Here is a 22,110-nt window from a genome sequence, read left to right as displayed (position 1 = left end):
GATGGTGTCGGCGTGTACGCAACTTCGCGGGCGAGACGCCTGCCGACAAAGGAGACAACGTGAGTTCGCCCAACGACGACACGACGGTGGATGCGCAGAAGTCGGAGTGGGGGAGTGAGAGTGCGACGAACCCGAAGCGATGGACGATCTTGTGGGTGCTCGCCACGGCTCAGTTCATCATCTTCCTCGATGCGACCATCGTGAACGTGGCTCTTCCGTCGATCCGTGACGACCTCGAGATGTCCAACTCGATGCTCACCTGGGTCGTCAACGGATACCTACTGGCCGCGGGAGGTCTCCTCCTGATGGGCGGTCGACTCGGGGATGTCATCGGACGACGCAAGGTGTTCGTCGCAGGTGCCCTCATGTTCGGAGTGGCCTCCGTCGTCGCGGCAACGTCGACCTCCGCCGAAGTCCTGCTGGGCGCGAGAGTGCTTCAGGGCCTCGCCGAGGCCCTCGCGGCGCCCGCGGCCCTGGGCATCATCGCCCTGACGTTCTCCGACCCGAAGGAACTCCAGAAGGCATTCGGTATCTGGGGCGGACTGTCCGGTCTGGGGTCTGTCGCCGGCGTGCTCCTGGGCGGGGCCCTCGTCGACCTCATCAGCTGGCGGTGGATCTTCTGGATCAACGTGCCCCTGGCGATCATCCCGGCCGTACTGATCGTGGGGCTGGTGGCCGAATCCAAGATGCAGGGCAAGATCTCCGACGGGCCCCTGAGCGCCCTGCTGGTCACCGGAGGCACCGTGTCACTGGTGCATGGCATCCTCCAGATCGCCGAGCACGGCTTGATGTCGGGTACCACGCTGACCCCGTTGCTCATCGGGCTGGCGCTCCTGGCGGCCTTCGTCACCCTGCAGGGCCGGTCCTCGACGCCCCTGCTGCCATTAAGCTTCCTCCAGGACGGCGTCCGGGCAGCTGGCTACCTGGGTCTGGCCCTGCTCAACGCCGCAACTGCAGGCATGTTCTTCCTGCTGGTCCTGTACATGCAGTCGCTGCTGGGCTACTCGCCTTTGCAGAACGGACTTGCGTGGGTGCCCTACTGCCTCGTGTTCATGGTCGGCATCCAGCAGGCCATCAAGCGGATGCCGACGGTCGGCGCCCGCGGCGTCATGGTGACGGGTCTGGGCGTGGCTGCTGTCGGCATGGCGCTCCTGGCCTCGCGCCCCTTCGGCGACGGTTTCTGGGAAGGCCTCTTGCCGGGGATGATCCTCGTCGGTCTCGGCGGCGGCGTGACCTTCCCTGCCGCGCAGACCGCCGCGCTGACGAACCTCACCATGCAAGACGCCGGGCTGGGATCGGGCATCGTCACCACGCTCGGGCAGCTGGGCCAGGCGATCGGCCTGGCCTCACTGACGGCGATCGCCTTGGGGGCAGGCACGAAGGGTGCCTTCGACGAAAGCACCATCGGAAGTGCCATGTGGGTGTCCACGGTCATCCTCGCCGTAGCGGCGGTAAGCGTGGCACTGGTTCTGAGGGGAAGTCGTGCGGATGCAGGCAAGGTTCCTGCATGAGTTACCCGGCGGGCGGGCGGGAACCACGGTGGTGGTCTTTCCGCCCGCCGGCCGCGGCGCGTACAGCTTCGTGGGCAGGCTCAGCAGTCCCCACCGCGCGATGGCGGTCGTGCTTCCCGGCAGGGAAAGACGCCTGGGTGAACCCCTTGCTTCGCGCATCTCACAGCTGATCAGCCCGTTGTGCGACGAACTGGAAACCCTCGCCGCTCGCGGAAGGCTCCTGCTGCAGGGCCACAGTCTGGGTGCTTACATCGCCCATGCTGCTACGAAGGAACTGCAGGGTCGCGGCGTCCAGGTCGATGGGCTTGGGGTCGCAGCGGCCGAAGCTCCGGTTCAACCACCCGCTCTCGTGAGGCACGAGCTCGACGACGAGAGCTTTGCTGCAGCGATCAGCATATTGGGAGGAACACCGCCGGAGGTGTTTGCAGAGCCCTCGCTGCGGGCGATGTTCCTGCCCCTCCTGCGCGCGGACTTTGCTCTGGCCGAGACCTACGCGCCTGACCCGGAGCCGGTGAACTGCCCGATCTCTGCCAGCTACGGACTCGAGGACGCGGACGTCGACCCCGAGGGAGTCAAGCGGTGGGTCGAGCTCACAACCGGACCCTTCGAAGTGACCGGATACCGCGGCGACCACTTCTTCCCCGACCGCCACCTGAACGATCTGTGCGCCAATCTCGACGGCCTCGCCGCCGGCGGCCCGTCGCGTGACAGGTCGGCCCGGACCCCCGAGTCAGCTCAGGCCCATCGACTCGAGTAGGCAGCGGACGGTCGGCACGGATCTGACGAGAAGCCTGCTGGTGCTGACCCTGGCCGCGATCTACCCCTGCGCCTGGTGGAGACCGTCCACGACCCGTGCAATGCGGTCGAGATCGCCTCGAAGTCGGGTCCAATCGAGTTCGCCTGCTGTGGCTTCGATCTCCTGCACCCAGGCACAGTGAGCGGTGTGGATGGTGGCGAGCGTGGTCTTGCCCTCTGCGGTCGTGACGAGCAGCGGCGACCGGCGGTGGCGAGGATTCTCTTCGTAGCGAGCCAGGCCCTCCCGGACCAATTCGTCGGCCACACGCTGGACGCTCTGGCGCTGGAGCCCGAGCTTGCGGGCGATGTCCGGCACGGTGGCGCGGTCGCCGGCTGCTTGGAGGACCATCCGACGGGAGTGTGTTTGGCCTGTTGTAGTGGAGATGCGCTCACTGGCGTCACGTAAGAGCCGATTCGCCCGGAAAATGGCGTGTAGGGCTGCGTCGACATCGACATCCGTCACGATGCTCTCCTTTTGACAGGCTCCTGTCAGTTTTCTAGCGTGGGCAACGTGACAGCATGCTACCAACTTCTCGTGGGGGCCCTTCCGGGTGGGGGCCCAGGTATGGAGGCACTCGGTCGTCGTCTGAGCGAGACGCGATGGCCGGTGTTGCCGCCCGCCGATGGCCGGGCGCGCGGTGTCACGGCATCGACGGTGGAACGGTTCGTTTCTGAGTGGGAACGGTGGCTCGCTCAACCACGGCAGCCGGGACTCGGTGACCACGACATCCTCGACATCGACGGCCGGGGCGTGCACGTGGCGAGATTCCCGGGGTCCGGTCACGTACCGATCCTGCTCCTGCATGGCTGGCCGACCTCCTTCCTCGCATTCCATCGGGTGATCGAGCCACTTCGAGCTCTGGCATCGGAGGTTGTGCTGGCATCGCTGCCGGGATTCGGTACGTCCCAGGCAGCACCGGGTGCATGGTCGGTCGCCGACTCGGCGCGGCTATTGGCCGACGCGATGGCGGCATTGGGCCACGACCGGTTCATCGTCCATGGACAGGATTGGGGATCCGTGGTGGCCCGCGCGGCCGGCGCGATCGCGCCTGACCGGGTCATCGGCGTCCATGTCAGCGCGGGTCTGAAGGGCTTCATGGCTGAAGATGCGAGCGACAAGTCAGCCTGGACCCGACTGAGGGAGTTCCTGGCGGGAAGCGGCGGATACCTTCATCTGCAGAGTCGTCGCCCGGACTCGCTGGCCTATGCGCTGTCTGATTCTCCAGTTGGTCTGCTTGTCTGGCAGCTCGACAAATACCAGCTGTGGCAAGGGGACCTCGGCGACGGTTTCGGGCTCGGAACGGACTTCATTCTGGCCAATGCCACGCTGTACTGGCTGACTGGCAGTGCCGGAAGCAGTATGCGGATCTACTCCATGGATTCAGCCGAGGTCGATGCCGTCACCGCAGGCGTGCCGACCGCGGTGAGCGTGTTCGGCAGCGGGGACTTCGCTGGGCGTGAGGTTTCCGCACGCGAGAACAACCTCGTCGCCTGGTACGCGCATGACGGCGGCGGCCACGTCGCCTCCCTTGACTCCGCCACCGACTTCATCACGGATCTGGACGACTTCATCAACCGCGTAGGAGTGAACGCATGAACGCCAACAACCCCATCGTGCTCATCGGTGGCAGTGGACTCGGGCCCTGGGTGTGGGAGCGCATCACGCCACTGTTGAGAGAGCATGGGTTTCAGTCCGTGACGCCACAGCTGCGCACCACGGGCGGTGATGCCACCCCAGCGGAAGCCGTCGACCTGGACGCGTGGGTCGAGGACGTCTGCGAGGTGCTGTCCGGCCTTTCCGAGGTGACCCTGGTCGCCCACTCCTTCGCCGGCTACGTCGCCGCTGCCGTACTGGAACGACAGCCGCACGGTATCCGGCGGGTGATCTTCATCGACGCAATCCTGCCGAAACCCAACAAGTCATGGTTCGAGGTCATGGGGTCCGGCGTGGCCACGTTCATGACGGGTCTGGCGCAAGATGGGGCGATCCCCTGGTTCACGCGAGAGCAGCTGGACCAGCTCTATCCGGGGCACGGCATCAGCGATGCTGACTTCGCGTGGATGCGACCGCGGCTGACTGGGCAGCCGATCGCTACGTACAGGCAGGCGGCGATCAAGGACCCGATGCGCGCCGAGGCGGCGCGTGTTGCCTATGTGCAGTGCCTGGTCACCAACCCACCGGTCGAGGACCTGTCCACCGAGCAGCTCGGCTGGGACCGTCGCACGCTGGCCACGGGACACTGGCCGATGATCACTCATCCGACGGAGACGGCGCGCGTCATCATGGAGCTGTCTGGTTCTTAGTCTCGGTAGCCGGACCGGGGTGATGCTGGGCTAAGCGTCGGTATGGCCGGGTGCTCAGGTGGAAACCGCAGGGCAACCCTCCTTCGACACGGTGGCCGCGTGGCGATTTCAACTGAGGACCGAGGGCCTGAGGCTCTCAAGCGCGCGTGGGAGAGCGTGGAGAATCGCTGGGACGGAGACCCGCGCTCGCCCATCCTGGAATCTTGGCGAGCTGAGCGACTGGAGCAGGTGCGTGCCCTGGCCGCCCGCAAGTCTGTGTTCTACTCCCGGCGGGCCGAGCAGCTGGGCGATCGGTGGACCAACGAGTTCACCACGAAGGCAGACCTGGTCGAGGCCGGCCTGGACATCCTGGCCGGATCGGTCGCCGAGGCGGAGGTCTACTACGAGACGACCGGCACCACCGGTCCGCCCACGCCGTGCCCCCGCGGGGAGCTGGAGGTGTGGGCGAGCAATCGCACGCTGATCCGTGCATGGACGTCGATGCTGGCCGAGGACGGGCGCCCAGCCGTGGTGGCGATCATGGGCCCCAGTGAGCTCTACGCCTTCGGCGACGTTTTCGGGGCGGTGGCTCGCGCGCTCGGGGTTCCACAGGTCAAACTGTGGCCGGACTCTCCTCGCGTGGGCTTGTCGAAGGCGTTGCGGATTCTGCGTCAGCTCCAGGTGACCCATGTGGTGTGTGCGCCGTCGATGGTGTTGGAGCTTGCCGAGGTCGCTTCGGCCGCGGGACTGAGCCCACGGGACTTCGCCATCAAGAGGTTCTTGGTGCTGGGCGAGCTGTCCACGCCGGAGTTTCGGTCGAATGCGGAGTCGTTCTGGCCCGGGACACGGGTGTCGCCGGCGATGTACGGATCCCAGGAGGCGCTGTGCGTCGCATCGGGGTGGCCGGACGGGACACTGCGACTGAACGAGCTGAACTACCACTTCGAACTGGTGAATCCGCATGACGGCGCCCCCGCCGCGGGCCAGGTGGGCGAGCTGGTGGTGACGTCGCTGATTCCGGGGCTTCGCCCGATGAACCGATTCAGAACCGGTGATCTGGTCGCGCTGGGGACTTCGCCGAACGACGGCTATCCGGGCCGGATGCTCACGGTGCTGGGGCGGGTGGCCGACCAGGTACTGACGGGTGAGGGGCAGCGCGTCTCCGCCTATGATGTCGAGCGCCTGGCGTTGCAGGACCTCCAGGGGTGTTTGGGATACCAGGTTCTCGTCGACGGTTCTCACCAGTCGCCCGCGGCGCGACTGCGGCTGCTGATTCCTGACCCGGCGAACCGCACGCCGGAGGTGGGCAGGGCACTGGGCGACCTGCTGGCGATGCCGGTGGCGGTGGAGTTCGCGGACTCGTTGAGCCCGCGTACCAAGACCGGCGCGACGGCGAGCTGGAAGGCTGCGCGCCTCGTCGACTCACGGTCGGCGCAATGACGCGTCAAGACGAGAGGTCCGTATCGTCCCAGCGCGAGGGCGAGCCGCCGTCCGACGAGTGGTTGCTGCACGACCAGACCTCGAGCGCGCCCACCCTGCTTGCACGTGGGGTGAGGCTTCGTGTGTCTGTGTTCGTGGACAGGCTCGAGGTGTTCGATCCCGAGCATCTACTGACCCGCGGCTGGTGGTCCCTGGGCCAACGGTTCAAGACACAGCCGTGGGTGCTGTTCGATGCGGCGTTGGGTCTGCCCGGGATCCGGGAGGTCGCGGAGCAGACCCCGGTGTTGTTTCACCTCGCCTTCGAGGCCACGCATGCCGATGACTCGATCCCGTACCCACCTGGGGTCACGAACGACACTCTGCTTGCGGAGTTGGTGCTTCCCGAAGCAGTCCACGAGGTCAGCCTGAGTGACGAGGGCCCTGCCCGGCCACACGCGCCATCTCGTGCGTCCGAGGAGGTGGCCACGGCGCCCGGATCAGGCGCTGACCCGTCAGCTGCCTACCGGGCTGCCTTCGAAGCGGTGACCGAACACATCGCCCAAGGCGATGCCTACCAGGTCGTGTTGAGCCACAACGTCCGCGATCAGGGCTCGATGTGCCCTCGGGCCTTGTTCGACGAGCTCACGAGAAGTTCGCAGGTTCCGTACGCGTTCATGTGGCCGTTGAGCGATGGGCGGACGTTGGTGGGTGCAAGTCCGGAGTGCTTCGCCAAGTCCGACGGGGTGGAGCTGCACCTCCACCCGTTGGCCGGCACGGTGCGCCGTACAGGCGTTGAGGAGGTGGATTCGGCGACGCTGGCACTGTTCAAGGAGGACGCGAAGGAGCTCGGCGAGCACCTGATGCTGCTCGACCTGTGTCGCGACGACATTGCGAACACGTGTGTGGGCGGGTCTGTCGAGGTGCGCAGCGAGTTCGAGGTGGAAGCGTACGGGAACGTGTTTCATCTCGCCTCGCATGTGGCAGGGCGGCTGGACCGCAGCCGTGGCCCCTTCGAAACACTCCGAAGGGTCTTCCCCGCCGGAACGATGACGGGCACGCCGCGGCTCCGGGCGATGGAGATCATCTCCGCCCTGGAACCCGAAGCCCGCGGTGCGTACGCAGGGGTGGTCGGCTACGCCTACTCCGACGGTCGATTCGACTCGGCCATCTGCATCCGAATGGTCGAGGTACTGCCGCGGGGCTACCGCATCAGAGCCGCCGGCGGGGTGCTGTGGGACTCGTCCTTGGTGAAGGAGTGGGAGGAAGTGCAGACCAAACTCTCCGGCAGCCGGCAAGCGGTCACGAGGTGCTCATGAAGGTCCTCGTGGTCGACGCCAGAGACAGCTTCGTGCACGTGCTTGCCGACTACGTCGCCAGGCGAGCCGGAGTGGAGGTGGCGGTGGTCCGGCCGGACAAGGTCGGTGTCGAGTCGGCCGTGCGAGAGGCCACCGACCCGCGTACCGACGCTGTGGTCCTTGGGCCCGGACCTGGACATCCAGCTCAGTCGTGCCACGTGCCAGTGGCGTTGGCGACGATGGAGACCAAGCCTGTGTTGGGGGTGTGCTTGGGGCACCAGGTCCTCGGTCTGCTGGCCGGAGCCTCCATCGAGCAGCTCGACCGGCCGAGGCATGGCCACATCTCGCGTGTGATTCATGATGGGTCGGGGATTTTCGCCGGTTTGCCGGCCGAGGCAAGAGTCGCCCGCTACCACTCGCTGGCGGTTGATCCCGCAACCGCCGGCCCGAGCCTTCGGGTGGTGGCCAACGCCGCCGATGACGGCGTGGTGATGGGTCTCGAGGTCGGCGCGTCTGCCGTTGGTGTCCAGTTCCATCCCGAGAGCCATGGCAGCCACGACGGTCACCGGATCGTGAGCAACTTTCTCGACTCCGTCGCGGCATCGGCCCGCCCTGGCTTCACGAGCAGCTTTTCGACACTTCGAGTCACGGAAACGGACGTGCGAACATGAACACCTACCAGACGACATTCCGCGCCGCGGTATGGGACGGGGCCGGCGCCCGCGGTGCGCGCGAGGTCCTCACCAGAGTCGCGACTCGCTATCGGCCCGACGGTGTGGTCGAGATCGACGATGCCGAGGGATCCTGGACCTGCGTTCACGACGACGGATATCGGGAGCAGCCCAGGAGTGCCGTGTCCGGCGTCCAAGTGGACGTCGAACTGGTCACCGACGGAGTGGTCCGATCGCCGGCAGCGGCGATGTCGGTCGAGCGCACGGGGGATCTCGTCACGTTCACCGGTCGTGGTCCGATGGCTGGGGCAGAGGAGGTGCGTGGCTTCGCCGCTCTAGTGGCTCAGCTGCTGGGAGAGGAAGGGGCCGCGGAGCAGGCCGGTGCCATCGCCCGAGACGAGCTGGCTGTCGGGATGGGGCCCGTTGAACCAGGCCCCGAGTCCGGCGTGTGGACGGCAGTGCTGCGACACGCACTGATGAGCCCGACGAAATGCGCCATCGAGGAAGGCGAGTGTTCGACCAACTATGACGAGCTCGCGAGGCTGGCAGTCGCGAACGCTCGACTCATCGCCGGCCACGCACGGCCGCGCGAGCCTGTGGCGGTTGGGCTGGGGAGGGGTACGCGGAGCGCGGTGGCCCAGTTGGCTGCGTTCTTGGCCGACTGCCCGGTGGTGCTGATTGATCCAGTCCTCCCGCCGACGCGGGTTGAGGAGCAGCTACGCCAGTCGGGGGCCGTGGCCGTGGTGGGAAGCAGCAGTACTGACTCGGTGCGACACAGCGCCGCGGCGGCTGGTTTGAGATTCATCGACGTTGACATGGACATCGGCGACTCGACGATCGACCTGAACGTCGAAATCAAGGTGTCGCCCCCGTTGGACCCCGATGCCACCAGTCACATCGCATTCACGTCCGGTTCGACAGGGACACCGAAGGCGGTGGAACTGAGGCACGGGCCGATGGCCAACACCGCAGTGGCGATCGCCGCGGCGTCGGGATTGGCTCCGGACTCACGGGCATCGTGGTTCTGCCCTCCTGGCGTGGGCTTGGTCCAGGTGGACCTGTTCCCCAGCCTGTGGACCGGAGCAACCGTGGTCGTTGCCCCCGACAGCTTGGGCAGCGATCCGCGAACGGCCTGGAAGTGGATCGAGGATCAGGCCATCTCGCACGCGCAGATGCCAACGGCCTTCGCCGAGCAGATGATCAAGCTCGACTCGGGCGTACCGGAGTCCTTCCGCTCGTTGCGAGTGGCGGGTGAACGCCTGGGCGTGTGGCCCACGTTGTCGTGCACGTACCAGGTGCTCAACGTGTACGGGTCCACCGAGGCCAACGTCGTGTCACTGTGCGACGCCACCCGCCTCATGCACGACGTCCCACGTGAACGGCTGTCTGCGGTTCCGATCGGGCGGCCGGTGCGAAATGTGAACATGTATGTGCTGGACTCTGACCTGAACCCGGTTCCTCGCCGCGTGATCGGTGAGCTGTGCGTCTCAGGGAGAAGCCTGTCCAGGGGCTACTTGAACGACGAGGCCCGAGCTGCGACGAAGTTCGTTGCGAATCCGATCGACTCTGACCCTTTCCCGGTGCTGTATCGCAGCGGAGACCTGGCCCGTTTCGGTGCTGACGGCGTGGTGGAGGTTGTTGGTCGCATTGACGATGAGGTCAAGATCGACGGTGTCAGGGTTCTGCCGGCGGAGATCGAGCACGAGCTCTTATCGCTGGACGTGATCGCGACCGCCGCGGTCGTCGCTCATGAGCCGAGCAACGGATCCCGCGTTCTGGTGGCCTATATCGATGGTGACAGCGAGATCGATGTCGACGTCGTGCGGACATTCTTGGAACACCGGCTCCCGGCGCCATCCGTGCCTCGAAGGTACGTTGTCGGAGCAGTACCGACAGGTCGGAACGGAAAGATCGACCGCTTGACGTTGAGCCAGCAACCGCTCGATCGTCCCGAGCTCAGCGCACCGTTCTCGGCTCCGGAGGGCGAGCGGGAGAAGCAGTTCTGCGGGATCTTCGCCGATGTCCTGGGCCTGGCGTCGGTCGGTGCTGACGACGACTTCTTCGAGCTCGGTGGTGGGTCCCTGCAGGCCGCCATGTTGATCGAGCGTGCCGAGTCCGACTGTGGTGTCGAAATGGACTTCCTGACGTTGGTCGACCGGCCAACGCCACGTCGCTTGGCCGCAGCGTCGTGACGAAGGTAAACCTGAGAGCGCTAAACGTTCTCGCGTAAAACAGTTACGCGATGCCCATGCGTAGTGCAGGGTGGCAGTGTGTAGCCACAGTGGCAACACTTTTCACCGGTGGCGTTCTCGGGGCCATGATCGAGCCGGACGTCTCAGGGGAGCAGATGACAGATCGAAGGTTGGAAGTCAAGATGCTGGGCACATCTGAAGTGCGCGTCCAGGGGGTGCCTGCAGCAGGCTTGCGAGCTGGGAAGACACGAAAGCTCTTTCAGTACCTCGCGATGCGACGAGGGCGAGTGATCCCGAAGAGTCAGCTGGTCGATGTCCTGTGGCCGGAGGGAAGCAACGGGGGAGGCAACGCATCATTGAAGGTCGCCGTTCATGCGTTGCGCAGGGTGCTTCGTGAGTGCGAGAAGCAGGCGGGCGCCTCGGTGGCCGAGGTGCGATACGTGGATTTCGGGTACGAGTTGGTCACGGAGGATGTTTGTGTCGACATCACGGACTTCTCGACGCTCGCGCAGTCCGCAGCGGCAGCTGCTGAAGCCGGAGATGTGGACCTGGCCAAGGCCACCTACGCTCAAGCCGCAGCTCTCTATCATGGGCCGTTTCTGCCCGACGACGAGTCAGAGTGGGCCCGCGAGGAGCGCATGTGGGCCGAGTCGCTGTACGTCAAGGTCCTCAACGGCCTGATCGTGATCGCGGTGTCCGAGGGCAGAGAGCTGGCGGCGATCGATCTATGCAAGCGAGTCGTCTCATTGGATCCCTACAACGAGGAAATGTACCGCCTCATGATGGAGATGCACGGCAACTGCAGCGAGCTGGGAATGGCGTTGCGCTGGTACAGCGAGTGCGAGGACCGCCTGCGCAATGGCCTAGGGGTAGAACCGAGCGATGAGACACGCGAGTCCTTGGTGCGAGTCCTGGCCCTGTGTGGGGTTGAGTACAGTCCCAACTGGGACCGCCAGTTTCGGCTGGGAGAACGCCTCGCCCAGCGCCGCCGGGCGTCGGGGGGAGAGCCGTTGGCGGGTTGACTGACCTGAGGTTCCGTTTCGCGACCTCGTCATGATCATGGTCGGTCTGGCGAGGGATCCAGATGAGGTCCGCGGACGGCCTCGGCGTATGGGTGCCACCGCTGGCGCGAGAAAGCCGTCGATGGTGAGCGTGCGCACTCGGTGTCCATGAGGTGGGTGTAGGCGATCCTGAGGATCCCGTGAGATGCGGGAGTACCCACTCTCACGGGCTTCTTTCCGGGTCCTTTTCGCGTTCTGCCCGCTTCGACCGGAGGTGACGTCAGCCGATCGACCTCGCCGGGCACCTCACAAGCGGAGTTGCTGGCTCGTCACACCATTGGCTCGACGGATGCCACGTCGGCGACGTGCCCATTCGAGTGCGAGCTCGTCAGCCGGAGGTATCCAACCCTTCCATCAACTGAACTCGGAGTGCTCATGACAACCAAGCCCACAACGACGGGTGAGTCCGTGACTCCGGCTCATCGCGTATCGTCCCCGCCCAGCCGATTCGTCGTTGCCGTCGGACTGGTCGTCGCCCTGTGGTGTGCCGGGTTCGCAGCGATCAGCGTCTGGTTCGAGCTCACCGACCGGTTCGCGACCGGAGAATACGCTGAGGAGGCTGACGCGCTGTCGGTCATGAACTGGTTGGTGGTCGTTCTCAAGGTCCTCGGCGTCGTGGTGGCTCTCCTGGCGATCCGGCCCCGGCCGGTGGCGCCGCGCACCACAGGGCTCGTGCTGTGGGGCGCCTTCGCCACGGTGACGGTGTACGTCCTCGGTAGCATCGGCCAGGCGGTTGTGATCCTCGCCGGGATCGCCGGCGACGCAGACGATCTGGACGCGCGGTCCCTTGCTTACGTCGTCGGATTCCTGGTGGCCGCGATCGGGTTCGGCATCCTTGCCATCTCATACGCCCGCCGGGTCGGCCTGAGCGTCTGGGTGGTGATCCTGGGTGTACTGGGCGCGCCCGTCGTGCTTGGCGGGGTGCTGGTGATCGCGCCGGTCTTGTTGAAGGCGGCCGGGCTCCTGTAGTCGGCAGGAGGTCGGCTTCTGCCTGCGCTGGTGATCGTCGGCATCGCTCCGGCCGGCATCGGAGCGACCGGTCGCCGCGGATCCTCCCCGGTGCCCGTCACCCCTGCTCTCGGCTCAGCGACCACGGCGGTACGAGCGGGTGAGGCTGGAGGTCGACGCGACGTACGCCGCATTCCCCGCAGCGCACGTAGAGGACTCGACCCTCCGACGTCTGGTGGCTGGACTCGGTGAGCCAGCCGTGCTCGTGGAGGGCGTCCACGTCCCGGGACTGTTCGATTGCGCTGTCGGTCATGGTCACCACTTTGCTGTAATGGTCTTATGCATCTCAACCCTTACGGCGAGTACGCCGTGCTGATGGCCGCCTCGCTCGCCGACGACTGGCCCGAGGACCGGGCCGGGATCGAGGCCCGGACCCGGGAGTTCGGGATGACGATGGACTTCGGTGAGTCGCCGGACGACCACCGGCGTACGCGGGAGGTGATCGACGAGTGGCTTCGTGTCGTCGATGCGCAGGAGCCGGCGGATCGGGCGCGGCTGCTCAACGAGCTGATGGCGCAGGCGACGGCGTACCCGAGGTTGACCGATCACGACCAGGAGGGGTGGCACCTCCACTTCCGTGACGACACCAACGATTCTCTGCCCGACGTGCTGCGAGCGGTGATCAGCGTGGGCACGGCGCTGCACCTGACCACTCGCGGCATCCACCGCCTGAGCAGGTGCGCCGCGGGGCAGATCGAGGGGGACCCGTGCGCCGCGGTGGTCGTGGACGTCACCCGCAACGGACGGCAGCGCTACTGCTCGGTCCGCTGCGCCAACCGCGCCGCGGTACGCCGGCATCGGGCCCGGCGCTCCGCCACCGCCAGCTGATCGGGCTGCCGAGATCGGTGACGGCTGGGGGAGACACGAGGCAGACTGGCCTCATGATCTCTGTGCCCGACAGAGGCCGACCGGAGCTGCGGGTGCGTCTCGCCGCCGAGGCCGCCAGCGTTCCCGGCGCGCGCAGGTTCGTCACCGACGGGCTCAGGGGGTGGGGCCGCCCGCATCTCGTCGACGACGCCGCCCTGTGCGTCACCGAGATGGCGGCGAACTCCGCCCTGCACAGTGGCAGCCCCTACATGCAGGTCCGGATGAGTGACCTCGAGCCCGGCGTACGCCTCAGCGTCGAGGATGACGGCGCGCTGATCCCGCTCCCGGCCGTCGCCCCGCCTCCTGTCGCGAGCCAAGGAACCACGGGGCGTGGGCTGGCGATCGTGTCGGTGCTGGCGAAGTCGTGGGGCATCGAGGAGCGTGCCGACGGCCGGCGCATCTGGGCAGACCTCGTCGGCGACGGCGTCGAGCACGACGTACGTCCGCCGCTGGTGGAGTACGGCGAGCAGCCGATGCCGGAGCCGGTCGCGCTGCCGACGGACTGGGTCACCGTGCGGTTGCCCCGGTGCCCGGTGTATCTCGGGCTCCAGATCGACCAGCGGCTCGACGACCTGGTCCGTGAGCTCCAGCTCATCGACTCCGACGACGGCCCGACCCCGCCACGCGAGCTCGGCCAGCTCATCGAGCGGCTGGTGACCCGGCCGGCCTTCGCACGTCACATGGGTCGTCGGATCGCCCTGGAAGCAGCCGCGTCGGGGCTGGAGTACGTCGACATCGAGATGACCCTTCCCCGCGAGATGGCGCCTCTGCTCCGTGAGCTGCTCGCCGCGGACAACCTGGCCGACGAGATCGGCGAGACCCACCACCTGCTCACCCTGCGCTCCACGCCGGAGATGGTGTCGCTTCGGACGTGGTTCACCGACAGCATCGTGGGACAGGCCGAGGAGGACGCCGACCCGGTGCCGTACGACGAATGGGTGCGGGCGAGAGGTGGTCTCGGGTGACGGAGGCGGGCTGATCGAGGTCGGCGGCTCGCTACTTTTCCCCACGGCCCCCGCTGCCGGCGGCACGAGTCGTCAGGAACGCGATGGCGCGGCCCATGGTCCCGAGGTCGGGGTAGTCGGACTCGTCGATCCGGATGCCGGTCGAGCCGCTGAGCAGCTCGACGAAGGAGAGGAAGTCGAGCGAGTCGAGCTCCAGCTCGGCGCGGAGCTGAGCATCGTCGGGCAGGGCGTCGAAGTCGGCGTCGGGCACGATCCGCCTGATCGCCGCGGTGATCGCCGCCCGGGCGGCGGCGGGAGACATGGTGGTGGCGTCGCGGGTCATAGGTCCTCCGGATGCTGGAGTCGTTGCTCGATGTCGGTGAGGAAACGGGCGCCGGTGAAACCGTCGGTGGCGCGGTGGTCGCCCGCGAGAGTGAGAGTGGTGACAGGACGTACGCCGATGAGGCCGTCCACCGCCCAGGGGCGTTCGACGACGCGGCCGAAGCCCACCAGCGCCACCTGCGGCGGGTAGATGACCCCGTGCACCGCCTCCACACCCTGCTCGCCCAGGTTGGTGACCGTGATGGTCGAGTCGCTGAGCTCGCTGCCACGAAGGTGGCCCGCGCGGGCTCGGGTCACCAGGTCCCGCATCCCTGCCATCAGCTCCTCGACGGAGAGGTCGGCCGCGTCGTGCAGCGCGGGAGCGACGAGTCCACCGCCACGCAGCGAGATCGCGATGCCCAGGTGCACGGCACCGCCGGGGGTGAAGCCGCCGTCGACCCAGAAGCCGTTCAGCGCCGGCGTCGCCTGCGCGGCCAGCGCGGTCGCCTTCAGCATCAGCGCCGCCGGCACCAGCCGGTGGCTGACGTCGAGGGCACGGTTGCGCTCGTGCAGCCATGCCATCGCGGGTGCCAGATCGACCGTGGTCGAGAGGTAGTAGTGCGGTACCTCGCGCTTCGAGCGGCTCATCAGGTTGGCGATCACGGTGCGCATCGCGTCCGTCTTGGGCGGCTGTTGCGCCGGGCGGGCCTCCTCGGCAACCGGCGCCGGCGGGGCCGCGGCGACGGCGGCGGGCGGGGCCGCCGCGGCGGCGCGTACGTCCTTGGCGCGGATCGGCGCGTCGTCCGTCGTCGTCACGGTTCGGAGGTCGACGCCCAGCTCGGCGGCCAGTCGTCGGGCGAGAGGAGTCACGCGGACCGATTCGGGGCGCTCGGCAGCCACCGCGGCAGCCACCTCGGCAGCCACCGAGACGTCCGCCTCGGCTTCCTCCGCGCCCTTCTTCGGCGCTCTCTTCGGGGCTCTCTTCGGGGCGTGGGCCGGTGCGACAGGCGGTGCTTCGACCGGCACAGTCGGCGCCACCGGTTCCTCGCCGGACGGTGCTGCGGCGACTCCGTTCCCGAGGACCGCGAGGACCTGTCCGACAGGGACGGTGGTCCCTGGTTCGACGAGCAGCTGCTGGACGACGCCTTCGACGAAGGACTCCACCTCGATGTCGGCCTTGGCGGTGTCCACCACGGCGACGATGTCGCCCTTGTGGACGGCGTCACCGGGTTTGACCAGCCACTCCTGCAGCGTGCCCTCGTCCATGTCGGCTCCCAGCGAGGGCATGGTGAAGTCGGCCATGGTTCACCCCACCACCTTGCGGGCGGCGGCGACGATGTCCTCGGGTTGCGGGAGGGCGGCGTCCTCCAGGTGCTTGGCGTAGGGGAGCGGCACCTCGGCGGTGCAGACCCGCTCCACCGGGGCGTCGAGATCGTAGAAGGCCTGCTCCATGATGCGAGTGCCGATCTCGGCGGAGATGCTGCCGCTGCGCCAGCCCTCGTCCACGACGACGGCCCGATGCGTACGCCGCACCGAGTCGATGATCGTCGCGTCGTCGAGCGGGCGCAGGGTGCGCAGGTCGACGACCTCGGCGGAGATCCCGTCCACGGCCAGGGTCTCGGCCGCCTCGAGCGTCTTCTGCAGCGTGCCGCCGTAGGTGATCAACGTCAGGTCGGTGCCAGACCGTCGGATGGCTGCGTGGTCGATGTCGACGGGACCGGCATCGGCGGCGATCGTCCCCTTCGACGTGTACAGCGAGCCGTGCTCGAAGATCAGCACCGGGTCGGGGTGCGCGAGCGCTGGGGCGAGCATCCCGCGGGCATCCTCGAGCGTGGCCGGGGTGAGCACCCGGATGCCCGGGATGTGGGCGTACCAGCCTTCGAGGCTGTGCGAGTGCTGCGCAGCCAGCTGCCGTCCGGCGCCGGTGGTCATCCGGATCACCAGGGGCACGTTGTACTGCCCACCGGACATGTAGAGCAGCGACGCCGCCGTGTTCATGATCTGGTCGAGCGCGAGCAGGCTGAAGTTGACGGTCATCACCTCGACGATCGGTCGCATCCCGCCGATCGCCGCTCCGATCCCGGCGCCCACGAAGGCCGACTCGGAGAGCGGGGTGTCCCGGATCCGCTCAGGACCGAACTCCTCGAGCAGACCGAGGCTCACCGCGAAGCAGCCCCCGTAGTCACCGACGTCCTCGCCCATCAGGAACACCCGGTCGTCCTCGCGGAGCGCCTCGCGCAGCGCTTCTCGGAGCATGTCGCGATAGGTGGTCTCCAACGCGGTCGCCGTGGTCATGACGCCTCCTGGTCCGAGCACACGAATCGGGTCAGTTCCTCGACCGGCTCCAGCGGGCCCTCCTCGGCGGCGGCGACCGCCAGGTCGATCTCGGCGGCGATCTCGGCCTCCATCGCGCTCAGTGCCTGGTCGGTGAGCTGGCCGTCGGCCCGCATCACCGTCTCGAGCGCGTCGATCGGGTCGCGTCCCTTCCAGCCCGCGATCTCGGTCTTGTCGCGGTAGCGGTCCGGGTCGTACATGGAGTGCGCCCGGAAGCGGTAGGTCGCCAGCTCGAGGAAGTGTGGACCGCCGCCGGACCGGATGCAGTCGACCGCCCGTCGCGCCGCGCTCTCGACGGCGAGGACGTCCATGCCGTCGACGGGGGCCGCGACGAGGCCGTAGGACGAGGCACGGAGCGCGAGATCGGTCCGGCCGTGCTCCTTCGCGATCGCGGTGCCCATCGCGTAGCGGTTGTTCTCGCAGCAGAAGAGCACCGGCAGCTGCCACAGGCTGGCGAGGTTGAGCGCCTCGTGGAACTCGCCCTCCGCCGCGGCGCCCTCGCCGAAGAAGCACACCGTCACCCGATCGCGTCCCTGCAGCTTGTCGGCCAGCGCCAGACCGACGGCCAACGGGATCCCGCCGCCGACGATCGCGTTGCCTCCGACGAACGAGGTCGGCCGGTGAAACAGGTGCATCGACCCGCCTCGGCCACGGCTGCAGCCGGTCTGCCTGCCGAAGAGCTCCGCCATGACGGCGTCCATCGGGACGCCGCGGGCCAGCGCGTGGCCGTGCTCTCGGTACGTCGAGACGATCGCGTCGTCGCCGGACAGCGCCGAGACGACGCCGGTGGCGATCGCCTCCTCGCCGACGTAGAGATGCAGGAAGCCGCGGATCTCGGCGGCGCTGTAGAGCTCCGCGCACCGCTCCTCGAAGCGGCGGATGACCAGCATCGTACGCAGCAGCTCGGCCCGATGCTTGGCGACCGCGCCACCCGGAGTCTGTGCGGCCTTGGTCTGAGCAGGCCGACGGCGGGCGGTCATGACGGCCGCTCCAAGGTGGACAGGTCACCCTCGGGCAGACCCAGCTCACGTGCCTTCAGCAGCCTGCGCATCACCTTGCCGCTGCTGGTGTGCGGCAGGTGCGGGTCGAACGCGATCTCCTTCGGCGCGAGACCGCCGAGCCGCCGCCGGCCGAAGGCGAGCAGCTCCAGCTCGAGGTCGTCGGAGGGCTCGAACCCGGGTTTGAGCGTGACGAACGCCTTGACGACCTCACCCGCCACCGCGTCCGGCTTGCCGATGACGCCGGACTCGAGCACGGCTGGATGCTCCATCAGCGCGGTCTCGACCTCGAACGGCCCGATCAGATGGCCGGCGGACTTGATCACGTCGTCGGCCCGGCCGACGAACCAGAAGTAGCCGTCGGCGTCGACGCGCGCCAGGTCGCCGCTGAGGTACCAGCCGCCGGCGAAGCACGAGTCGTAGCGCTCCTGGTCGTTCAGGTAGCCGCGGAACATCGAGGGCCACCCCGGCCGCAGGGCGATCTCACCGACCTCGTCGGTGCCTGCCTCGCGGGCGGAGCCGTCGACGATCGCGGCTCGGCCGTCTTCGCCGCGGGCCAGCACCGCGGCCCGGATGCCCGGCATCGGGCGGCCCATCGAGCCGGGGCGTACCTCCGTGCCCCGGTAGTTGCTGATCATGATCGCGCCGGTCTCGGTCTGCCACCAGTTGTCGTGCACGGTGAGGCCGTACGCCTCGCGGCCCCAGACCACGACCTCGGGGTTGAGCGCCTCGCCGACGCTGGCGATGTGCCGGAGTGCGGAGAGATCGTGCTGCCGGGGGAGGTCGGTGCCGTACTTGACGAGCATGCGCAGCGCGGTCGGTGCCGTGTACCAGACGTCGACCCGCTGCTGTTCGAGCAGGCGATACCACGCCTCGGCGGCGAACTCACCGGCGTAGCTGATCAGGGTGGCGCCGTGGGTGAGCGGCGCGATGATGCCGTACGAGGTGCCGGTGACCCAACCAGGATCGGCCGTGCACCAGAACACGTCGCCGTGGCGCAGGTCGAGCGCGAAGGCGGAGGTGGCGTGGTGCGCCACGGCGGCCTCGTGCACGTGCACGGCGCCCTTGGGCTTGCCGGTCGTGCCGCTGGTGAAGTGGAGGAGAGCCATGTCGCCGGGGTCGGTCTGCGGGATCGTGTAGTCCGGCGACGTCGCGTCCATCGCCGGATCGAGTGCGATCGTGCCCTCGGCGGCGGTGTCGCCGACGACCAGGACGTGCTCGAGTCCCGGCAGCTCGGCGCGGATCGGCGCCACCTTGCGGCGGTAGAGGGACGGGGTGGTGACCAGGACGCGGGCGTCGCCGAGCGAGAGCCGGTCCCGGATCGGCTCGGGTCCGAACGAGGAGAACAGCGGCGAGAAGACCGCAGTGTGCTTGAGGGTGCCGAGCGCGACCACGTACTGCTCCGGCTGCCGCCCGAGCAGGCTCATCACTCGGTCGCCCTTCTTCACACCGAGCTCGGCCAGGACGTTGGCGAACCGGCTCGTGCGGGCGGCCAGGTCGGCGTAGGTCAGGTCCTCGACCGTGCCGTCCTCGGCCACGCATCTGATCGCGACGGTGCCGCCGCGGCCCTCGGCCAGGTGCCGGTCGACGGCGACGTGGGCGATGTTCAGCCCGCGGCCGCCGGGCAGGTCCGGGAGGCCCGCGCGCACCGACTCCCAGGTGAAGGCGCGGTACGCCTCCTCGTAGTCGCTGAAGGTCCGAGACTCTCCCTCGATGACTGCCTGCATGCCGATCCTCCTCGCGACCCGCTGTCCCTACGAATCTCGCCCGCGGGAGAGTCGGGTCGGCAGGGTCCAAGGTGGACCCGGCGAGGGGCTTTGGTCACCGTCGAGCTAGCGGGTGAGGTCGGTGCGGGCCTGCTCGAGGACCCGGTCGAGGTCGACGTAGATCTTGTCGTGCCGCTCCTTGAGGTCCTCGCGGTCTGTGGCGTCGTTGAGGTCGCCGATGTCCTCGCGGATGCGCCCGAACCGCTTGGGGACCGCGCTGCCGGCGCTGAGGACGCTCAGCTGACCGATGGCTGCGCGCGCGGCCGAGTTGTTGCGGTAGGCCTCCTGTCGCAGGGCTTCCCGCTCAGCGTGGGGGAGATCGTCGAGCCTGGCCTTGACGCGGCTGTAGGTGACGCGCTCGAACTCGTACAGGCTCGCCGCGCACTCGCCGTACACGCGGATCCTGGCGTCCAGCAGCTGCAGGTTGCGGTTGTTCCGGTGCTGCCAGTACGCGCCGAGCCCGGCACCGAGAAGGGTGGCGAGGAGACTCGTCGCGGCCACGATGACAGTGGTACTCACAGCGGAAGACCGTAGGGCATCTGAGCCCGCCGCGGGTGCGTACGTCGAGATCGTCACGCCGATGCCAAGCAACCTCAGACGTGGTCCAGCGCGGCCGTGCGGCGTCGATCACAGTCAAACGAGGTCTACGGGTTAGGTTCTGCGGCGGCGTTTCCCCCGATTATGGAGTTTTGATGTCAGACCTGACCTACCAAATGCTTGCGCTCGTGGCCTACCTGGTCGCCATGCTCGGCATCGGCGCCTGGGCCTACCGGCGCACCTCGAACCTCGACGACTACATGCTCGGCGGCCGTGACCTCGGCCCGATGGTGAGTGCGTTGAGCGCGGGTGCCTCGGACATGTCCGGGTGGCTGCTCATGGGCCTGCCCGGTGCGATCTACGCGACCGGGCTGATGGAGGGCTGGATCGCCGTCGGTCTGACCGTCGGCGCCTGGCTCAACTGGAAGGTCGTGGCGCCGCGGCTGCGGACCTACACCGAGGTCTCGGGCGACTCGATCACCGTGCCGAGCTTCCTGGAGAACCGGCTCAAGGACAGCTCGCGGCTGTTGCGGATGGCCTCCGGCGCCGTCATCCTGGTGTTCTTCACCTTCTACGTGTCCTCGGGCATGGTCGCCGGCGGCGTCTTCTTCGAGAGCTCCTTCAACACCGACTACCACACCGGCATGCTGGTGGTGGCCGCGGTCGTGGTGGCGTACACGCTCTTCGGTGGCTTCCTCGCGGTCTCCTACACCGACTTCGTGCAGGGCGCGATCATGCTGCTCGCGCTGATCCTGGTGCCGGTCGTCGGGGTCTTCATGACCGGCGGGCCAGCCGAGACGCTCGACAGCATCCGCGCCGTCGACCCGTCGCGGCTGAGCATGCTCGAAGGGGCGACCGCGCTCGGTGTCATCTCCGCAGCGGCGTGGGGTCTGGGCTACTTCGGCCAGCCGCACATCATCGTCCGGTTCATGGCCCTGCGTACGGCCGGAGAGGCCGCCTCCGCGCGGCGCATCGGCATCGGCTGGATGCTGCTGAGCCTCTTCGGCGCGGTCGGCACCGCGCTCGTGGGCATCGCCTACTTCCAGCAGAACCCCGACGCGACGCTGAAGGACCCCGAGGCCGTCTTCATCGTCCTGGGCCAGATCCTCTTCCACCCGCTGGTCGCGGGCATCATGCTCGCCGCCGTGCTCGCCGCGATCATGAGCACGATCTCCTCGCAGCTCCTGGTCACCTCCTCGGCGCTGGTCGAGGACCTCTACAAGGCCGTCTTCAAGAACGACGCCTCCGACCGCCAGCTGGTCCTGTTCGGCCGGCTCGCCGTGCTTGCGATCGCCCTCGTGGCGGCCGGACTGGCCTGGCCGAGGACCGGCACCGTGCTCGACCTGGTCGCCTACGCCTGGGCAGGCTTCGGCGCCTCCTTCGGCCCGATCATCCTGCTGGCGCTGTGGTGGCGGAAGCTCACCGCGCCCGGCGCACTCGCCGGTCTGGTCGTCGGTGCCGTGACGGTCGTGGTGTGGGGCAACATCGAGGCGCTCAGCTCGCAGATGTACGAGATCGTGCCGGGCTTCGTGCTCAACACGATCGTCACCGTGGCGGTGAGCCTGGCCACCTACAAGGAGAACCCGGACATCGAGGCCGAGTTCGACGAGGCGATCCGCCTGCTCGACGCCGACGGTTCGCGCGAGGAGGCGGCGCGGGTCTGACCCGACGGGCCCGGGATCGCGTGGAAACCGCGATCCCGGGCCCGATGGCGTACCGTGTCGGATGTTGAAGGGACGGCTCTGCAAGTCGTCCTGGCCGCACACGATGTCGCGGCTTGTATCTCTTGATCCTGGTTTTCGGTTCGCTGGACATCAGCACAGATGGATGTCTTCAGCGGCTCGGGGCACAGTGCCCCTGGCACCGAACAAAGGAAAAGATCATGGCTCAGGGCACCGTCAAGTGGTTCAACGCTGACAAGGGCTTCGGCTTCATCGCGCAGGACGGCGGCGGCGAGGACGTGTTCGTCCACTTCTCCGCCATCCAGACCAACGGCTTCAAGTCGCTCGACGAGAACCAGAAGGTCGAGTTCGACGTCACCGCCGGCCCCAAGGGCCCGCAGGCCGAGAACGTCCGCGTCGCCTGATTTTCAACGAAGGGCCCCGACC

At 67.7% G+C, this 22,110-nt stretch carries 22 protein-coding genes; 14 read left to right on the top strand and 8 right to left on the bottom strand.

The window, feature by feature from the left end; genetic code table 11:
* The first annotated feature begins 59 nt into the window (after positions 1–59).
* Both ACFVDI_RS11790 and ACFVDI_RS11785 read left to right on the top strand, forming a co-directional pair.
* Positions 60–1,511, top strand: coding sequence for an MFS transporter (locus ACFVDI_RS11790; RefSeq protein WP_378904692.1), 1,452 nt, complete (start codon positions 60–62; stop codon positions 1,509–1,511).
* Positions 1,489–2,268, top strand: coding sequence for a thioesterase II family protein (locus ACFVDI_RS11785; RefSeq protein ID WP_378904888.1), 780 nt, complete (start codon positions 1,489–1,491; stop codon positions 2,266–2,268). The genes ACFVDI_RS11790 and ACFVDI_RS11785 overlap by 23 nt, the downstream gene beginning before the upstream one ends.
* A gap of 60 nt (positions 2,269–2,328) precedes the next feature.
* On the opposite strand, the gene ACFVDI_RS11780 is transcribed toward ACFVDI_RS11785, so the two are convergent.
* Entirely contained in the window at positions 2,329–2,769 is a 441-nt protein-coding gene (locus ACFVDI_RS11780) for a MarR family winged helix-turn-helix transcriptional regulator (RefSeq protein ID WP_378904689.1), read from the bottom strand.
* Positions 2,770–2,871: 102 nt separating this feature from the next.
* Between ACFVDI_RS11780 and ACFVDI_RS11775 the strand changes: the two genes are divergently transcribed.
* The 8 genes from ACFVDI_RS11775 (at position 2,872) to ACFVDI_RS11740 (ending at position 12,196) form a co-directional block, all read left to right on the top strand.
* Positions 2,872–3,903: an alpha/beta fold hydrolase gene (locus ACFVDI_RS11775; RefSeq protein WP_378904686.1), complete on the top strand. Its 1,032-nt coding sequence runs from the start codon at positions 2,872–2,874 to the stop codon at positions 3,901–3,903.
* Complete coding sequence (locus ACFVDI_RS11770; RefSeq protein ID WP_378904683.1) at positions 3,900–4,610, top strand: alpha/beta fold hydrolase; 711 nt, start codon at positions 3,900–3,902, stop codon at positions 4,608–4,610. The genes ACFVDI_RS11775 and ACFVDI_RS11770 overlap by 4 nt, the downstream gene beginning before the upstream one ends.
* 228 nt (positions 4,611–4,838) lie before the next feature.
* Positions 4,839–6,029, top strand: a complete 1,191-nt coding sequence (locus tag ACFVDI_RS11765; RefSeq protein WP_378904680.1) for a phenylacetate--CoA ligase family protein — start codon at positions 4,839–4,841, stop codon at positions 6,027–6,029.
* Complete coding sequence (locus ACFVDI_RS11760; protein ID WP_378904677.1) at positions 6,026–7,324, top strand: chorismate-binding protein; 1,299 nt, start codon at positions 6,026–6,028, stop codon at positions 7,322–7,324. The genes ACFVDI_RS11765 and ACFVDI_RS11760 overlap by 4 nt, the downstream gene beginning before the upstream one ends.
* On the top strand, positions 7,321–7,974 hold the full coding sequence (locus tag ACFVDI_RS11755; RefSeq protein ID WP_378904674.1) for an anthranilate synthase component II: 654 nt from the start codon (positions 7,321–7,323) through the stop codon (positions 7,972–7,974). Before ACFVDI_RS11760 ends, ACFVDI_RS11755 begins: the two co-directional genes overlap by 4 nt.
* Entirely contained in the window at positions 7,971–10,166 is a 2,196-nt protein-coding gene (locus ACFVDI_RS11750; RefSeq protein ID WP_378904671.1) for a non-ribosomal peptide synthetase, read from the top strand. The genes ACFVDI_RS11755 and ACFVDI_RS11750 overlap by 4 nt, the downstream gene beginning before the upstream one ends.
* A gap of 125 nt (positions 10,167–10,291) precedes the next feature.
* Entirely contained in the window at positions 10,292–11,188 is an 897-nt protein-coding gene (locus tag ACFVDI_RS11745) for a BTAD domain-containing putative transcriptional regulator (RefSeq protein WP_378904668.1), read from the top strand.
* A gap of 414 nt (positions 11,189–11,602) precedes the next feature.
* Complete coding sequence (locus tag ACFVDI_RS11740) at positions 11,603–12,196, top strand: hypothetical protein (protein ID WP_378904665.1); 594 nt, start codon at positions 11,603–11,605, stop codon at positions 12,194–12,196.
* A 97-nt stretch (positions 12,197–12,293) separates the two neighbouring features.
* On the opposite strand, the gene ACFVDI_RS11735 is transcribed toward ACFVDI_RS11740, so the two are convergent.
* Entirely contained in the window at positions 12,294–12,488 is a 195-nt protein-coding gene (locus ACFVDI_RS11735) for a hypothetical protein (RefSeq protein ID WP_378904662.1), read from the bottom strand.
* 26 nt (positions 12,489–12,514) lie between these two features.
* On the opposite strand from ACFVDI_RS11735, the gene ACFVDI_RS11730 reads away from it, so the two are divergent.
* Both ACFVDI_RS11730 and ACFVDI_RS11725 read left to right on the top strand, forming a co-directional pair.
* On the top strand, positions 12,515–13,063 hold the full coding sequence (locus ACFVDI_RS11730; RefSeq protein WP_378904659.1) for a CGNR zinc finger domain-containing protein: 549 nt from the start codon (positions 12,515–12,517) through the stop codon (positions 13,061–13,063).
* Positions 13,064–13,116: 53 nt separating this feature from the next.
* Entirely contained in the window at positions 13,117–14,067 is a 951-nt protein-coding gene (locus ACFVDI_RS11725; RefSeq protein ID WP_378904656.1) for an ATP-binding protein, read from the top strand.
* Between the two features lie 31 nt (positions 14,068–14,098).
* Here the strand turns inward: ACFVDI_RS11725 and ACFVDI_RS11720 are convergent, their stop codons facing one another.
* From ACFVDI_RS11720 to ACFVDI_RS11695, 6 genes are all read right to left on the bottom strand, one after another.
* Complete coding sequence (locus ACFVDI_RS11720; RefSeq protein WP_378904653.1) at positions 14,099–14,389, bottom strand: acyl carrier protein; 291 nt, start codon at positions 14,387–14,389, stop codon at positions 14,099–14,101.
* The gene (locus tag ACFVDI_RS11715) at positions 14,386–15,669 is read right to left on the bottom strand and encodes a dihydrolipoamide acetyltransferase family protein (RefSeq protein WP_378904650.1); all 1,284 of its coding nucleotides are present in this window, start codon (positions 15,667–15,669) and stop codon (positions 14,386–14,388) included. The genes ACFVDI_RS11720 and ACFVDI_RS11715 overlap by 4 nt, the downstream gene beginning before the upstream one ends.
* Positions 15,670–15,672: 3 nt before the next feature.
* Positions 15,673–16,662 carry an alpha-ketoacid dehydrogenase subunit beta gene (locus ACFVDI_RS11710; RefSeq protein WP_378904647.1) on the bottom strand — a complete coding sequence of 330 codons (990 nt, stop codon included), beginning with the start codon at positions 16,660–16,662 and terminating at the stop codon, positions 15,673–15,675.
* Positions 16,659–17,681 carry a pyruvate dehydrogenase (acetyl-transferring) E1 component subunit alpha gene (pdhA, locus tag ACFVDI_RS11705; protein ID WP_378904644.1) on the bottom strand — a complete coding sequence of 341 codons (1,023 nt, stop codon included), beginning with the start codon at positions 17,679–17,681 and terminating at the stop codon, positions 16,659–16,661. The genes ACFVDI_RS11710 and pdhA overlap by 4 nt, the downstream gene beginning before the upstream one ends.
* Positions 17,678–19,426: an acetate--CoA ligase gene (gene acsA / locus ACFVDI_RS11700; RefSeq protein ID WP_378904641.1), complete on the bottom strand. Its 1,749-nt coding sequence runs from the start codon at positions 19,424–19,426 to the stop codon at positions 17,678–17,680. Before acsA ends, pdhA begins: the two co-directional genes overlap by 4 nt.
* A 105-nt stretch (positions 19,427–19,531) precedes the next feature.
* Positions 19,532–19,984 carry a hypothetical protein gene (locus ACFVDI_RS11695; protein ID WP_328531283.1) on the bottom strand — a complete coding sequence of 151 codons (453 nt, stop codon included), beginning with the start codon at positions 19,982–19,984 and terminating at the stop codon, positions 19,532–19,534.
* A 173-nt stretch (positions 19,985–20,157) separates the two neighbouring features.
* Here ACFVDI_RS11695 and putP point away from each other — a divergent pair, with 173 nt between their 5' ends.
* Positions 20,158–21,666 carry a sodium/proline symporter PutP gene (putP, locus tag ACFVDI_RS11690; protein ID WP_378904637.1) on the top strand — a complete coding sequence of 503 codons (1,509 nt, stop codon included), beginning with the start codon at positions 20,158–20,160 and terminating at the stop codon, positions 21,664–21,666.
* A gap of 218 nt (positions 21,667–21,884) precedes the next feature.
* Positions 21,885–22,088 carry a cold-shock protein gene (locus tag ACFVDI_RS11685; protein ID WP_378904634.1) on the top strand — a complete coding sequence of 68 codons (204 nt, stop codon included), beginning with the start codon at positions 21,885–21,887 and terminating at the stop codon, positions 22,086–22,088.
* The last annotated feature ends 22 nt before the right edge of the window (positions 22,089–22,110 follow it).

The sequence above is a fragment of the Nocardioides sp. NPDC057767 genome, from assembly GCF_042798275.1.
Classification (GTDB): Bacteria; Actinomycetota; Actinomycetes; order Propionibacteriales; family Nocardioidaceae; genus Nocardioides.
This window is presented reverse-complemented; position numbering and strand designations above follow the sequence as displayed.

Excerpts from the sequence above, each read along its gene's own strand:
- ACFVDI_RS11750 (WP_378904671.1), top strand. The coding sequence starts at position 7,971 with ATGAACACCTACCAGACGACATTCCGCGCCGCGGTATGGGACGGGGCC.
- ACFVDI_RS11730 (WP_378904659.1), top strand. The coding sequence starts at position 12,515 with ATGCATCTCAACCCTTACGGCGAGTACGCCGTGCTGATGGCCGCCTCG.
- putP (WP_378904637.1), top strand. The coding sequence starts at position 20,158 with ATGTCAGACCTGACCTACCAAATGCTTGCGCTCGTGGCCTACCTGGTC.
- ACFVDI_RS11740 (WP_378904665.1), top strand. The coding sequence starts at position 11,603 with ATGACAACCAAGCCCACAACGACGGGTGAGTCCGTGACTCCGGCTCAT.
- ACFVDI_RS11785 (WP_378904888.1), top strand. The coding sequence starts at position 1,489 with ATGCAGGCAAGGTTCCTGCATGAGTTACCCGGCGGGCGGGCGGGAACC.
- ACFVDI_RS11685 (WP_378904634.1), top strand. The coding sequence starts at position 21,885 with ATGGCTCAGGGCACCGTCAAGTGGTTCAACGCTGACAAGGGCTTCGGC.
- pdhA (WP_378904644.1), bottom strand. The coding sequence starts at position 17,681 with ATGACCGCCCGCCGTCGGCCTGCTCAGACCAAGGCCGCACAGACTCCG.
- ACFVDI_RS11725 (WP_378904656.1), top strand. The coding sequence starts at position 13,117 with ATGATCTCTGTGCCCGACAGAGGCCGACCGGAGCTGCGGGTGCGTCTC.
- ACFVDI_RS11715 (WP_378904650.1), bottom strand. The coding sequence starts at position 15,669 with ATGGCCGACTTCACCATGCCCTCGCTGGGAGCCGACATGGACGAGGGC.
- ACFVDI_RS11755 (WP_378904674.1), top strand. The coding sequence starts at position 7,321 with ATGAAGGTCCTCGTGGTCGACGCCAGAGACAGCTTCGTGCACGTGCTT.
- ACFVDI_RS11770 (WP_378904683.1), top strand. The coding sequence starts at position 3,900 with ATGAACGCCAACAACCCCATCGTGCTCATCGGTGGCAGTGGACTCGGG.
- ACFVDI_RS11760 (WP_378904677.1), top strand. The coding sequence starts at position 6,026 with ATGACGCGTCAAGACGAGAGGTCCGTATCGTCCCAGCGCGAGGGCGAG.
- ACFVDI_RS11720 (WP_378904653.1), bottom strand. The coding sequence starts at position 14,389 with ATGACCCGCGACGCCACCACCATGTCTCCCGCCGCCGCCCGGGCGGCG.
- ACFVDI_RS11775 (WP_378904686.1), top strand. The coding sequence starts at position 2,872 with ATGGAGGCACTCGGTCGTCGTCTGAGCGAGACGCGATGGCCGGTGTTG.
- ACFVDI_RS11735 (WP_378904662.1), bottom strand. The coding sequence starts at position 12,488 with ATGACCGACAGCGCAATCGAACAGTCCCGGGACGTGGACGCCCTCCAC.
- ACFVDI_RS11745 (WP_378904668.1), top strand. The coding sequence starts at position 10,292 with ATGATCGAGCCGGACGTCTCAGGGGAGCAGATGACAGATCGAAGGTTG.
- acsA (WP_378904641.1), bottom strand. The coding sequence starts at position 19,426 with ATGCAGGCAGTCATCGAGGGAGAGTCTCGGACCTTCAGCGACTACGAG.
- ACFVDI_RS11710 (WP_378904647.1), bottom strand. The coding sequence starts at position 16,662 with ATGACCACGGCGACCGCGTTGGAGACCACCTATCGCGACATGCTCCGA.